This window comes from Synechococcus sp. RC10B2 (genome assembly GCF_047502635.1).
In genome coordinates, this window is the sequence record NZ_JANSHO010000068.1 from 27764 (window position 1) to 40553 (window position 12790).

Consider the following 12790-nt stretch of genomic DNA (forward strand, 5'->3'; position numbering starts at 1 on the left):
GCTAAGTTGGAGCTAGGGCAGCGGCGAGGAACGTACCTTTGTCCTATCTTGGTTCTTACCCAGGAGTTGGTCTATGGGATCCCGCACCAAGTTTTTCGGCACTGTCCTGGCCATGCTGGCCGTCAACAGCATCTATATGCAGTTGCAGCAGCTTGCCCTGCGGCTAGAAGAAAAAGTGAAGCCAGCTCCCTCAGAGCAAGCCTCTCCAGAGCCTCAGAGCAACGCGCAGCCGCCGGATCGCTGAGAGCCTCTGGCCCAAGTTTTCCGGAGGGTGCAACTGGCCAGGGCCGGCTTTGTCGGGATCCCCTAGAAGCCGGGTGGTGCTTTGCAAAGGGGATCAAACTCCGTACCATAGAGGAGCAGGCTCCCCTGTTTTGCGGTTTACACCTTGGGTACTCGCCATGACTCAGCCCTCCGCAGCCTCTGGGCAAAAGCCGATCGTCGTCGCCCCCTCCATCCTTTCAGCCGATTTTAGCCGCTTGGGGGAAGAAGTGCGGGCGGTGGACGAGGCAGGGGCCGACTGGATCCACGTGGATGTGATGGATGGCCGCTTTGTGCCCAACATCACCATCGGCCCGCTGGTGGTAGAAGCCCTGCGCCCGGTTACGGCCAAGCCCCTGGACGTGCACCTGATGATCGTGGAGCCGGAGAAGTATGTGGCCGACTTTGCCAAGGCGGGGGCCGATATCATCTCCGTTCACGCCGAGTCCAGCTCCACCATTCACCTGCACCGCACCCTCGGCCAAATCAAGGATCTGGGCAAGCAAGCAGGCGTGGTGCTCAACCCCGCCAGCCCCCTGGAGCTGATCCAGTACGTGCTGGATCTGGTGGATCTGGTGTTGATCATGAGTGTCAACCCTGGCTTTGGCGGGCAGAGCTTCATCCCGGCGGTGGTGCCCAAGATTCGCCAGTTGCGAGCCCTGTGCGACGAGCGCGGCTTGGATCCCTGGATTGAAGTAGATGGCGGCATCAAGGCCAGCAACGCCTGGCAGGTGATCGAGGCGGGGGCCAACGCCATCGTGGCTGGCTCAGCCGTGTTCAAGGCCAAGGACTACGGGGAAGCCATTCGTGCCATTCGCCACAGCCGCCGCCCCGAGCTGGTAACGGTTTGATTTGAGCTGATCTGGGAAAACCCTGCCCTTGGACTCCTCTCAGGCCAAGGCGCAAAAGAGAGGGGAGAAGGCCTGGCGCTCCTCACCCTCAGCCCATTGGGAAGGGCCACGGCTCAGCGGCAGGGATCCCTTCTGGTGGGAGGATGGGCTCGAAATTCTAGCGCAGAGCGTTGGTCTTCTTCTGGGCAGCCAAAGGCACGGTACCGTCCTCACCGGCGGCCTGGACTAGGCAATGGGGAGGTGTGGAAGGAGGCGTGATGGGCTGGGGCGAAGTGGGGCTGAAAAAGGTCTGGCAGAAGGGCAGGCGGCTGTTGCGCTGAATGGTGGCAAGGTAAGGGGGAGGGACAGTGCCCCAGTAGGCGCCCAGCACCTGCTGGTCCGGATCCTCCGGCAGCACCTGGTAGTACACCATCAGGCGATTATCGGGGAACCAGGCGCGAACAAGCCTTTGCAGTTGCCTTAAATTGAAGCCCGGCTCTTCTGGATTGTCAATTAGGTGCATCCCCGCCAGCCGCCCGCCCATGAAGTAGGCCTCCACATAAAACCCACGGGCATAGAGGGGGGGCTCTAAGGGATCCCGCGACGAAGGGGCATCCGGCAGGTAAAGGGCCTCACCGCCCGGGCGCAGTTGCCAGCGGCTCCAGCGGGGATCCTCCCGGTCGCTGGAAATAGTCTCCCAATTGTTGGCGCGGGCGTAGCTCAAGAAGCGCTCCTCCACCATGCCCAAATAGAGCATTTCCATCTGCAGGGGCAGCCGGGCACTTGTTTGCAATAGGGGCAAAGTTCGCACTTCTCCCTGCTTGAGCACCAAAACCTCTGCCAAGGCAGGGCGCGGTTCCCACGCCAGCAACGCCGCCAGGATTCCTGCTCCGAGGGCTCTGCCAAGGCCGGCCAGACCTAGCCGTGCCGAGGCCCGCAGCAACAGGAAAAGCAGTTTGACAAGGGGCAGTTTAAACCGAGGCCGTGCCCCGCCCCACATGGCAACGGAAGCAGGGACATAAGATGAGATCACGGGGAAATTCGAAGAGCTGGGAAGACGATAGAGACTATGGATGTTCTATTCTAGCCACAGCGCTAAGGTTCTTTGAAAATTTTAATCTGCTGCCCTGGGTGAACTTTCTTGCCGGCGGATGGATCAAAACCGGTCTCCAAATGGGCGCGACTGTCGAGAACCTCCCTCCCCCTCCTCGACTGCAAGGCCGGGGCTTGTCGTCATCGCTGGCCCCACGGCCACCGGCAAGTCGCGCCAGGCGCTGCTGTTGGCCCAGCGGCTGGGATCCCCCCTGTTGAACGCCGACTCTCGTCAGGTGTACCGGGAGTTCGACATCGGCACTGCCAAGCCCACTCCCGCCGAGCGGGCCCTCTGGCCCCACGAGTTGATTGACTTTGTGGATCCCCGCCACACCTATACAGTGGCCGAGTTTCAGCAGGCGGCCCAGGCGCGCATTGCCGCAGCCCATCGGCAGGGACAGACTCCTATTCTGGTGGGGGGCACAGGGCTCTACATTCAGTCGATCACGGCAGGCTTAGGGATCCCGGCAGTTCCCCCCCAGCCTCAGTTGCGCGCTCAACTGGAGACGTGGCCGCCCGAGATCCGCTACGCCTGGCTGCAGCAGTTGGATCCTGTGGCAGCGGGGCAGATTCACCCTCATGATGAAGTGCGCACCCTGCGGGCTTTGGAGATCATCTACACCACTGGGAAGCCGGCTTCCTACCTGCGGCAGGCCCATCCTCCTGACTACCCCATTTTGCTCTTGGGGTTGCACTGCCCAATGCCCCGTCTGGAACAACGCATTGCCCGGCGCACAGCAGAAATGCTGGCGGCAGGCTGGATTGAGGAGGTAAAAACGCTGCGGCAGCGCTACGGCCCAGACCTGCCCCTCTTGCAGACCTTGGGCTATGCGGAGATCGGCGCTTACCTGGAAGGGCGGATCCCGGCAGCCGAGCTGCAGCCTCTGATTGTGCGGCGCACCCGCCAGTTTGCCAAGCGGCAGATGACCTGGTTTCGGGCCATGCCAGGGATCCAGTGGCTGGACTGCGAGGCCGAGGATCTGCCCGAACAGATCTGGAAGCGGGTTACGGCGTGGATGGCAGCTCAGACCAGCGCCGGAACCACTCCTGCCGTCGCCGCGCGTCCGCCCGCCGATCCGTAAGGATCTCCAACACCCGCACCCCTTGGGCGGGCAAGGGATCCAAAGCCTGGGCCAGCTCTTCCCAGGTCTCTATCCGCTGCTGGGGGATGCCATGGGCCTGGCAGAGGAGGGCAAAATCCACCGCCTGGGGAGTGGCAAAGTAGGGCTCAAAGGGAGGGTTGGGCTCCTGGCGACCCGCCTTGGCAATGGGCAAGAGCTCAAAGATACCGCCCCCCTGGTTGTTGATGAGAAGAATGGTCAGGGATCCCTGGAGGCATTGGGCAAGACGCAGGCCGCCGCAGTCGTGCAGAAAGGCCAGATCCCCAGTCAGCAGCACTGTTGGCCGATGGCGGTAGGCCACCCCAAAGGCAGTCGAGAGGATGCCGTCGATGCCGTTGGTGCCGCGGTTGAAGTAGGGCCGGATGCGGCGATCGTTGGGCGGCCAAAACCACTCCACATCCCGCACCGGCGTGCTGTTGGCAATAAATAGCGGCGTCTCCGGCGGCAGGTGGTGGGCCAGCCACCAGGCAAGCTTGCCCTCAAACCACTCCGGCAGGTCAGCCAGCAGCCGATCCAGCTCAGCCCGAGCTTTGGCTTCCGCCCGCAGCCAGGTTTGTAGAAAAGCGGTTGCTTTGGCCTTGCCTGCCGGGATCCCTGCCGCCACCTCCTCCACGACAAAGGGCAAGTGGGTGGTGGGGTTGTGGAGGGGATCGGCGTTCTGGGCCCGGGGATCGAGCAGCCAGGTGCGGGGTCGGGCTTGGGCTAGGGTTTGCCGCAGCGCCTTGCTGGTGGGCAAGGATCCCAGTTGGATCACTTGCTCTGGCCAAAGAGGAGGTTGCTCTCCCTGGAGGAGAAAATCGTAGGTGGTGATGAGGTAGGGGTTGAGGGAAGCGTAGTTGCGCAAAGGGGAGAGTCCCTCCGCCAACACCGGCCAGCCCAGGGCCAGCGCCAAGCGGGCCACCGCCTCTGCATAACGCTGGGGGTCTGCCGGTTGGGCCGGCCCTGCCAAGATCACCCCCCGCTCACAGCCACACCACTCCCGCCAAAAGGAAGCTGTTGACGCGAATGCAGAACCGCCAGCCGGGGTGACCAGGCCAGATGGGGAGATAACCCCGCGGAAAAAGGTCTTCTCAAACTCCGGATCTTCCTGCAAATGAACCAGCGGCGCCGTGCTGCCATCGGCAACGGGAGCTAGGGGATCCCGCAAAGGCACGTTGAGATGCACCGGACCCGGGAAAGGGTAGAGAGCACGCTCCCAGGCGTGGATGATCATTTGGCGCAGGTAGGCCAGAGCTTCCAGGTCGGCGCTGGGCAGGGCCAGCTCCGCCTGCCAGTTGGGGTAGTGGCCGTAGAGCTTCACCTGGTCAATGGTCTGCCCGGCGCGGCAGTGGCGCAGCTCCGGCGGCCGATCCGCCGTCAACACCAAAAGGGGCCAACCACTTTCTGCCGCCTCGATGAGAGCAGGGAAAAAATGGGCGCCGGCGCTGCCGGAAGTACACACCAGAGGGATGGGCTGCCGAGTTTGCTGGGCCAAGCCGAGGGCAAAAAAGGCCGCCGACCGCTCGTCCACCGCTGGAATGGCCTCGATCTCAGGGTGCTGGGCTAGGGCATAGGTGAGGGGGGCAGAACGGGATCCTGGACAGACCACGGCCACCCGACAACCCAGCCGGCTCAAGGTCTCGGCCAAAATGGATCCCCAGAGGGTGTTGAGGTTGCGCCAGTCCAGCCGTTGAAGGGAGTTTGCGCCAGTCACTCCAGCTATCCCAGCCAGCGGGGAGATCGAGCAAGTTGGGTAGGAAGCCCAAAATAGGCACATCCTAGTAATCTATAGCCATCCCCAATCGCAGGGGAACCACTTGCTTTGGCCTTCCTTCGCCTTTCCTCTCTTTTTGGGAGGGGAGCTGTGGGCCGGGGAGGCGCCCGGGAAACTGCCTCAAGTCGGTTGGTCGCGCCGCAACTCCAGATTTCCTGGCGGGGGCAAGGGTTGGCCAGGCCTCTCCGATGGGGGAATAATGTTCATGAGAACGCCCCTTATCGACCTTCGCTGCACCCAATAGGAGCACCCATGGCCAGAAAACCCGATGGATACCTTGTCCACATCATGCTCGAAGGTGGACAAACCATGCAGGTACGGGTCAAGGAAGCTAGAGAATACACAGAGCTGATCAACCAACTGATGGTGGGTGGGGACGAGTTCATCACATTGCCCAAGCAAATGGACAACGAGTACATGATCGTGCGTCCGCAGCGGGTGTCCGGCGTGTCGGTGGAGGCGATCTACACTTCCAGCGTCGGCATCGACCTGTAGAGCTCAAGGCCAGGGTCGCCGGGCTGGGTTGCAACGCAAAGCCCCCACCCCTGAGGGCAGGGGCCGGACTAGACCCCCCTGGGATCTAGAGCCTTAACACCGACAAGTTAGCTTTGCGGGGGCAGGATCACCTTGTCGATGACGTGGATGACGCCGTTAGAGGCCTCAATGTCTGCTTGCGTCACTTTGGCATCGTTGACCTTGACTCCGTCGCTCAAGGAGATCTTCACAGAAGATCCTTCGACCGTCGTCACTTCACCTTCCTTTAGATCGCTGGAGAGGACTTTGCCGGGCACCACATGGTAGGTGAGAATCCGGGTCAATTTCTCGCGGTTTTCCGGCTGCAGCAGCTCCTCTAGAGTGCCTTGCGGCAGCGCCGCAAAAGCTTCATCGGTGGGAGCGAAAACGGTGAAGGGGCCTTCCCCGGAGAGCACCTTCACCAAGTCGGCAGCTTCCAAGGCTTGGATCAAGGTGGTGAAAGAGCCGGCCTCGGCAGCAACATCTACTATGGTTTTGCTGGCAGGGGCAGCGGTTTTCACGCTTTCAGAAGTCGCGCCGTGGCTGCCGGCAATGACCGCAGGGGCTGCAACCAACGTGGTGGCCGAGGCAACAGCCAAGGAGAGAGCGAAGAGATTGCGAATCATGCAATGTAACCATCCGTGAAGAGTAGGTTCACATTTCTATGTGACGGACGGGATAGAGCTCGGGTTCCTCAAAATCGCAAAAAGTCCCCGAAAAAGATATTTCTACTACCCCAAAATACCTTTTTGACAAGGCTTACAAGGCTACTCTCCGCTGAGGTTAGATTTGCAACAATCATCGCGGGATGGCGGTGAACCATCCAAAACACGCCCGATGAGGATCCCTTGAGGCTGAGGGATCGTTACGTTTGTTTACATTGTTTGTTCAAGTTAGCGTTCCATTGGCATCGCCAAAGTGGGCACCTCTGCGGTGCTGGGCAGAGGGGTAAACGAGTTGGCGATCTCAGCAGGCATGCCTACTCTTCTTCCGCCTCGAAGTCTTCGTCGTAGTCGTCCCCGATCAAATCGTCGATGTCGTCGATGTCTTCTTCCAAAACAGCTTCAGGGACTTCAAGAGGCTGCTCGATCAGCCGGCCTTCCTGGCGCAACCAGTCGAGGATAGAAATGCTACCGGGCAGGGGCAGCACTACTGGAGGCTGATCGCGAGGTTCTTCCCGCAGAGAAGGGTTGTGGTACATGCTGTCCAGAAGAAGTGCAGCTGTGAAGAAGGTGTGGGCAAGCTTCGGGTCGATGGCCTCGATAGGGCGCTACTTATCGACTGTCCTTTAGCTTAGCTTATCCCTGCCAAGCCTGCAAAAAGCGGTGCAGCACCCGCTCCAGCTCGACGGCTCGCGCCGCCTTAAACAGCAGTCGATCCCCTGCCCGCACCTGCTGCTGCAAACCCTCCACTAAGGCAGAAGCTTCCTCAAAGCGTTCAACCTCGGCGGCTGGCTTTTCGTCAACCAGTGGCTGCATCTCCCCGTCGGGATCCAAAAGCCAGACCCGCTCCAGTCTCAAGGAGGCAGCCGCCCGACCCACCTCTGCGTAGAGCTGTGGGGCATGCTCTCCCAGTTCCCGCATTGGGCCGAGGATGGCCCAGCGCCGTTTTCCCGCAGTCTGAGCCAGCAGGTGCAAAGCCGCGATCATCGCTTCCGGCGAGGCGTTGTAGGTCTCATCCCAAATCTCCACGTCCCCAGCCAGCTTGAGATGGCGATTGCGCCCCTCCAGAGGCAGCGGTAGGTCAAGGGGCTCTTGCAGGCGCTCCCAATTCAGACCCAAGCTGCGCACAGCCGCCAGCACCCCCATCCAGTTAAGGGCGTGATGCCTTCCTGGCAGGGGCACCGGCAAGGTCAAGCCCTCCACGGTTACGGTTTGGGCTTGGGGATCCCATTCTCCTCGCAAGTCCCCTTGGGCGAGGCCATAGGTGAGGGTTTTTCCCGACCACAGGCTGGCGGCAGTGGCCAACAGCAAGGGATCCTCACCATTGAGCACAGCTATCCCCTGCCCCAACTCCTGCAGCAGCTCACACTTGGCAGCAGCAATGGCCTCGCGGGATCCCAGCCTGCCGATGTGGGCGGTGCCGATGTGGGTAATCAAGGCATGGGTGGGGCGAGCCATCTGTGCAAGGCGGCGAATCTCACCAGGGCCGCGCATGGCCATCTCCAGAACGGCAAACTGGTGTTCTGGTTGTAGCCGCAGCAGCGTTTGCGCCACCCCAATGTCGTTGTTGTGGTTGGCCTCGCTTTTGAGAACGCTGCCGTAGCGCGAAAGAGCAGCCGCCAGCATTTCCTTGGTGGTGGTTTTGCCTGCTGAGCCGGTGATGGCCACTACCGGGATGGAAAATTGCTCCCGCCAGGCTCTGGCAATGCGCTGATAGGCAGTCAAGGTATCGGGAACCTGGAAGTGGGGACCCTCCACCGGCCGCTGGCTGATGACAGCAACGGCCCCCTTGCTCAGGGCTTGCGGAATAAAATCGTGCCCGTCGAAGCGTTCTCCCCGCAGCGCCACAAAAACGGATCCTGGCTGCAACCGGCGGCTGTCGGTGCAGAGGGCCTGAACCGGCAACCCCAAGAGGTGGGGATCTCCCTGCAAAGGGGCTTGCAGCAGGTCGGCCACAGTTTGCAAGGTCAGCATGGAGCAGCAGTCGGAGACCGGCTATCGCGTAGGATACCAACAAAAGCCCAATCCAACGCCAGGCAACGACCCAGCCCTTGCCATCCAGGGCTCAACGGTTGCCTATGCCCGATTTCACCTGCTTGGATCCCCTTGTCCGGCACTTCCATCTGGGGGATCCGGAGCCACCCGCAGCCATTCAAGGGGGCCTTATTCATCAGCTATTCTCAAGAGGGGTTCTCCCGCTAGCATTGCGGAAGAAAGCTTGGGGTGTGAGGCAAAACTAAGGTGAAGACGGCCGGTAAGGGGATCCCAGCGGCGCGGCAGCAACTCAGGCGCAAACAAGCTCTGGGGCTGGGGATCCTGTCGCTGCTGGGCTTTGTGGCGGGGATGGGGTTTGCCGCCCTCTCCCAGCCGGAAGGGGGATCGCCCGTCGCCGCTCCAGAGCCGGAGGTGCCCCGTTTTACGGCCCACGGCTGGCCGCTGCTGGATCCCCTGCCCCAGCCGGACGAGATCTGGGAGTGCGAGCTGGTGGTGGTGGGCGGATCCCTGGGGGGCGTGGCGGCGGCAGGCCAGGCCATGCGGGGGGGCGTGCAAACCTGTCTCATCGAGCTCACCCCTTGGCTGGGGGGCCAGATCACCTCCCAGGGGGTATCAGCCATCGACGAGTCGCTCCCCATGCGGCAGCGGGGCAATTTTTCCCGCCACTGGCTGGAGTTTAAGGCCCTCATCGAAAGCCAGCCGGTGCATCTGCCCGCCTGGACAGGGATCCCGCCGGGAACCCGTGTCTCCGAAATCAACAGTTGCTGGGTAGGGGGGCTGTGTTTTCCGCCCCAGGCTGGTTTGCAGGCGGTGGAAACCTGGCTGCAACAGGCCGCCCGCAGCGCCCCCCACAGTCGCTGGGCCACCCAGACCGCTTTTAAGGGGGCCACCTTCAGCGCCGACGGCTCCCGCCTCGAGAGCATCTACGCGGTGCAGCGGCAGCCGCGGGATCCCGATTTTGTGCCGCCGGGGCGGCTGTGGCGGGAATTGGTGAGCTGGTATAGCTGGCAGGAGACGGAAGTCTTTGCCAAGCGGGTGCTGCGGCTGCAGGCGCCGCCGGGCCGCCCCTTGTTCGTGATCGACGCCACCGACACCGGCGAGCTGGTGGGCTGGGCCGGGATCCCCTACCGGCTGGGCTCAGAAGGGCGAGATCTAACCGGGGAGCCCAACGCCGCCCCGGCCAGCAACCCGGAGTGCACCCAGGCTTTCACTTTTCCCTTCGTGCTGGCCATCCACGACGACGGCGGGCGCTCCCGCGCCGAGCTGGCCCAGTTGCAGCCGGGCTACTCCCGCGCCGAGCACCGCCGCCAGTTCGACCTGGAGGGGTTTCCCACCTTCAGCGGCCAGAGCTTTTTCAACTACCGCCGCATCGTCAGCAAAGGCCGCACGGATCCCTTTTACGGCACCCCGCTTCCCGGCGATCTCACCCTGGTGAACTGGAACCGCGGCAACGACTGGGGGATCATGAACCCACCCCTAATCCTAACGGAAGAGCGGCTGCTGGCCTCAGGGCAGCGCCACAACTGGCTGGGGGGGCTGGATGTCTCGGCCATCAAAGATGGGGAGAACCACGCCCTGCTGTTTGCCGAATGGCTGATGGAAACCCAGTCCCGCGCCGGCTATCCCCTCTCCTTGCTGTTTGGCGAAGAGTCTTTGCTGGGCACCCGCTCCGGCCTCAGCCTCTACCCCTACATCCGGGAGGGGCGGCGTATCCTGGGGCGGGCCGCCTACGGCCAGGCGGAATTCCTGATGCTGGAGCAGGATATTCGCGTCGGCGCCAGCGGGGGACGGGACTTTAGCCCCACAGCAGTTGGGATCACCCACTACGCCATCGACATGCACGGCTGTCGCTACCGCAACTGGGAGCCTTCCCTGTCGGCCAGCTCGGCGCCGGTCAACGAGTTTTCCGTCCGCCCCATCGTCATCCCCCTAGAGGCCCTGATCCCCCAGAAGGTGGATAACCTGCTCATCGGCGGCAAGGGGATCGCCGCCAGCCACATTGTCAACGCCGCCACCCGCACCCATTACGGCGAGTGGACCATTGGCTCGGCAGCGGGGCTGACCGTGGCTTGGCTCCGCAGCCAGGATCCCGGCTTGACCCCAGCCCAGATCGTGCCCCAGGGCAAAATGGCCGATTTGCAGCGCTACCTGGTTGCCTACGGCCAGCGACTGCACTGGTAGGCCGTTGCCGCCGCTTTACCCCTGGGCTAGGGAAGATCCTACCCCTCTGCGCCGGAAGGCAGGGGATTGGGATCCCTGTTGGCGCCATAGCGCCGCTGCCGCCACCACACCAGCAGGGGGCTGGCGATGAAGATGCTGGAATAAACCCCCAAGCTGAAGCCGATGAGCAAAGCAATGGCAAACCCCTTCAGGGTGGCTCCCCCAAAAATGGCAATGGCCACCAGGGGCAGCATCGTCGTCAGGGTGGTGTTCAAAGAGCGGGCAAAAGTCTGGTTCAACGACAGGTTCACCACCTCGGCAAAGCTGACCTTGCGGCTGACCAGACGCAGATTTTCCCGGATGCGGTCGTAGATAACCACTGTGTCGTTGACGGAAAAGCCAATGATGGTTAGCAGCGCCACCAAAAACAGGCTGTCCACCTCCATGCCCACCGTCAGGCCCAAAAGGGCAAACAGACCTGTTGTCAGCACCACATCGTGCAGCAAGGCCACAATGGCAAACACTGCGTAATCCCACTGGAAGCGCAGGGCCAGATACACCACAATGAGCCCAAAGGAGATGAGCACCGCCACAAGGCCGGAGCGCAAGAGCAGACGCCCCACCGTCGGGCCTACCGTCTCCACCAGCTTGCGCTCAAAAGGGCCTATCTGTTGCCGCAGCGTGGCTTCTACCGCCAGGCGCTCCTGCTCCGTCAAAGGGGGCATGCGGATCAGGGCTTCTTGGCCCGTCTGGGTGTCCAGTTGGATGATGCTGGTTCCCAGGTCATGTTCCTGCAGAGCCCGCCGCAGCTCGTCGGTGGTGACAGGCTGCTCAAAACGCAGATCCAACAAGGTGCCGCCGGCAAAATCCAGCCCCAGCCGCAGGGGGGTTCCCAGAGAGGCCAGGGAAAAAGCCATGCTGACCAGCCCCACCAGCAACACTGCCAGAGACAAGCTAAACCACAGCCTGCTGCGACCCACGATGTCGAAGCGGTAGTCAAGCGACCGCCGGGATCCCACCGCCGGATCGGTGGGGGATAGCTCTTGAGCTGTCATGATTGAGCCGCCTCCATGCGAACGCCGTAAAACTCAGGTTTGCGCAGGGCGGGGATCCCCATTGCCGCCAAAAGCAGCGTGCGGGTGCAGGTGATGGCCGTGAAAAAGCTCACCAAAATGCCAATGGCCAGGGTTACCGCAAAGCCTTTCACCAGCCCCATCCCCAGCCAGAAAAGTACGCCACAGACCAAAAGGGTGGTGACATTGCTGTCGAGGATGCTGCTGAAGGCGCGGTTAAACCCTTCCGAGATGGACTTGTAGATGGACTTGCCGGCCCGCAGCTCCTCTTTGATGCGCTCGAAAATCAGCACATTGGCATCCACCGCCATGCCGATGCTGAGGATGAAGCCGGCGATCCCGGGCAGGGTCATGGTCACCCCCAGCAGTTGGAACAGAGCAAACGTACAGAGGGCGTAGATGAGGAGGGCGATATCGGCAACAAGCCCCGGCAGGCGGTAGTAGGCCACCATGAAGACGAAAACCAGCACCAGGCCGGCAATGCCAGCATAGAGGCTGCGGCGCACGCTCTCTTCCCCCAACGTGGCCCCGACGGTGCGGTTTTCAATGACGCGAATGGGAACGGGAAGCGCCCCCGCCTTGAGCTTCACCGCCAGATCGGTGGCGGTTTCCACTGTGAAATTGCCCGTGATCACCGCCGTCCCGCCGGTAATGCCGGTGCGGGCAAACTCCGGCCCCACAATTGGCGCGCTGATCAGCACGTCGTCCAGAAAAATGCCAATCGGGCGCCCTGTTCCGGCCAACTCGCGGGTGAGCTGAGTAAACTTCTCTGCCCCTGCCGGCTTAAACTCCAGCAACACTTCCCAAGTCTGGGATCCGCGGCGGGGGGCTTGGGGATAGGCGTTGCGCAGCAGATCGCCGGTGAGGCCGACCCGTTCAAACAGGGCGTCGGGATCCTCCCCCGCCGTTATCTCTCCCCGCTCGTTGCGGGGCAGGGCACTGACCGGCACCAGGCCCTTGCGAAACTCCAACCGGGCCGTATCGCCCAAAAGAGCAATGGCCCGATCGGGATCTGCCACCCCCGGCAGCTGCACGAACAGGCGATCTTGGCCGCTGATCTGCACCAGAGGCTCGGCCACCCCCAGGCCGTTGATCCGCTGCTGGATCACCGCCTCTACCCCCTGCATCACCTCAGAGGTAATCTCAGGCACCTCTTCCGTGGGCAAAGCCTGCAGGGTGAGCTGCGTCCCCCCTTTGAGGTCAAGGCCAAGACGAACTTCGCGGCTGAAGCCCAAGTAGACGAGAGCAACCACCACCGCCAAGATAAAGATCAGCCCTCGCAGAACAGCGAGGCGACTGAGCCACAAAGCTGGAGATCTGGCCATACTGC

Annotated in this window: 12 protein-coding genes; 5 read left to right on the forward strand and 7 right to left on the reverse strand. The window is 62.1% G+C overall.

Annotation, left to right across the window (positions count from 1 at the left end):
- Window positions 1-73: 73 nt before the first annotated feature.
- Window positions 74-244 carry a hypothetical protein gene (locus NW855_RS10110; protein WP_414405389.1) on the forward strand — a complete coding sequence of 57 codons (171 nt, stop codon included), beginning with the start codon at window positions 74-76 and terminating at the stop codon, window positions 242-244.
- 157 nt (window positions 245-401) lie between these two features.
- Window positions 402-1112, forward strand: coding sequence for a ribulose-phosphate 3-epimerase (gene rpe, locus NW855_RS10115; RefSeq protein ID WP_011429006.1), 711 nt, complete (start codon window positions 402-404; stop codon window positions 1110-1112).
- Window positions 1113-1269: 157 nt separating this feature from the next.
- Here the strand turns inward: rpe and NW855_RS10120 are convergent, their stop codons facing one another.
- A complete protein-coding gene (locus NW855_RS10120) occupies window positions 1270-2034 on the reverse strand; it encodes a hypothetical protein (protein ID WP_414508725.1) in 765 nt (254 codons plus the stop codon).
- Between the two features lie 208 nt (window positions 2035-2242).
- Between NW855_RS10120 and miaA the strand changes: the two genes are divergently transcribed.
- Window positions 2243-3265: a tRNA (adenosine(37)-N6)-dimethylallyltransferase MiaA gene (gene miaA / locus NW855_RS10125; RefSeq protein ID WP_011429004.1), complete on the forward strand. Its 1023-nt coding sequence runs from the start codon at window positions 2243-2245 to the stop codon at window positions 3263-3265.
- On the opposite strand, the gene menD is transcribed toward miaA, so the two are convergent.
- Window positions 3189-4997, reverse strand: coding sequence for a 2-succinyl-5-enolpyruvyl-6-hydroxy-3-cyclohexene-1-carboxylic-acid synthase (gene menD, locus NW855_RS10130; RefSeq protein WP_414508726.1), 1809 nt, complete (start codon window positions 4995-4997; stop codon window positions 3189-3191). The two genes, miaA and menD, sit on opposite strands and share 77 nt — an antisense overlap.
- A 312-nt stretch (window positions 4998-5309) precedes the next feature.
- Between menD and NW855_RS10135 the strand changes: the two genes are divergently transcribed.
- Entirely contained in the window at window positions 5310-5552 is a 243-nt protein-coding gene (locus tag NW855_RS10135) for a hypothetical protein (protein WP_041438020.1), read from the forward strand.
- Window positions 5553-5659: 107 nt separating this feature from the next.
- On the opposite strand, the gene NW855_RS10140 is transcribed toward NW855_RS10135, so the two are convergent.
- The 3 genes from NW855_RS10140 to NW855_RS10150 form a co-directional block, all read right to left on the reverse strand.
- Entirely contained in the window at window positions 5660-6196 is a 537-nt protein-coding gene (locus NW855_RS10140; protein WP_011429001.1) for a fasciclin domain-containing protein, read from the reverse strand.
- A gap of 353 nt (window positions 6197-6549) precedes the next feature.
- Complete coding sequence (locus tag NW855_RS10145; RefSeq protein ID WP_011429000.1) at window positions 6550-6771, reverse strand: DUF3134 family protein; 222 nt, start codon at window positions 6769-6771, stop codon at window positions 6550-6552.
- A gap of 97 nt (window positions 6772-6868) precedes the next feature.
- On the reverse strand, window positions 6869-8206 hold the full coding sequence (locus tag NW855_RS10150) for a UDP-N-acetylmuramoyl-tripeptide--D-alanyl-D-alanine ligase (protein WP_011428999.1): 1338 nt from the start codon (window positions 8204-8206) through the stop codon (window positions 6869-6871).
- A 267-nt stretch (window positions 8207-8473) separates the two neighbouring features.
- Between NW855_RS10150 and NW855_RS10155 the strand changes: the two genes are divergently transcribed.
- Window positions 8474-10408: an FAD-dependent oxidoreductase gene (locus tag NW855_RS10155; protein ID WP_240530353.1), complete on the forward strand. Its 1935-nt coding sequence runs from the start codon at window positions 8474-8476 to the stop codon at window positions 10406-10408.
- Window positions 10409-10446: 38 nt separating this feature from the next.
- Here the strand turns inward: NW855_RS10155 and secF are convergent, their stop codons facing one another.
- On the reverse strand, window positions 10447-11442 hold the full coding sequence (secF, locus tag NW855_RS10160) for a protein translocase subunit SecF (RefSeq protein ID WP_011428997.1): 996 nt from the start codon (window positions 11440-11442) through the stop codon (window positions 10447-10449).
- Window positions 11439-12785: a protein translocase subunit SecD gene (gene secD, locus NW855_RS10165; protein ID WP_099812619.1), complete on the reverse strand. Its 1347-nt coding sequence runs from the start codon at window positions 12783-12785 to the stop codon at window positions 11439-11441. Before secD ends, secF begins: the two co-directional genes overlap by 4 nt.
- Between the last annotated feature and the right edge of the window lie 5 nt (window positions 12786-12790).

What these genes read in the sequence shown, in the direction of transcription:
- NW855_RS10110 (WP_414405389.1), top strand. Translation starts at nt 74, where the DNA reads ATGGGATCCCGCACCAAGTTTTTCGGCACTGTCCTGGCCATGCTGGCC.
- rpe (WP_011429006.1), top strand. Translation starts at nt 402, where the DNA reads ATGACTCAGCCCTCCGCAGCCTCTGGGCAAAAGCCGATCGTCGTCGCC.
- miaA (WP_011429004.1), top strand. Translation starts at nt 2,243, where the DNA reads ATGGATCAAAACCGGTCTCCAAATGGGCGCGACTGTCGAGAACCTCCC.
- NW855_RS10135 (WP_041438020.1), top strand. Translation starts at nt 5,310, where the DNA reads ATGGCCAGAAAACCCGATGGATACCTTGTCCACATCATGCTCGAAGGT.
- NW855_RS10140 (WP_011429001.1), bottom strand. Translation starts at nt 6,196, where the DNA reads ATGATTCGCAATCTCTTCGCTCTCTCCTTGGCTGTTGCCTCGGCCACC.
- NW855_RS10145 (WP_011429000.1), bottom strand. Translation starts at nt 6,771, where the DNA reads ATGTACCACAACCCTTCTCTGCGGGAAGAACCTCGCGATCAGCCTCCA.
- NW855_RS10150 (WP_011428999.1), bottom strand. Translation starts at nt 8,206, where the DNA reads ATGCTGACCTTGCAAACTGTGGCCGACCTGCTGCAAGCCCCTTTGCAG.
- secF (WP_011428997.1), bottom strand. Translation starts at nt 11,442, where the DNA reads ATGACAGCTCAAGAGCTATCCCCCACCGATCCGGCGGTGGGATCCCGG.
- secD (WP_099812619.1), bottom strand. Translation starts at nt 12,785, where the DNA reads ATGGCCAGATCTCCAGCTTTGTGGCTCAGTCGCCTCGCTGTTCTGCGA.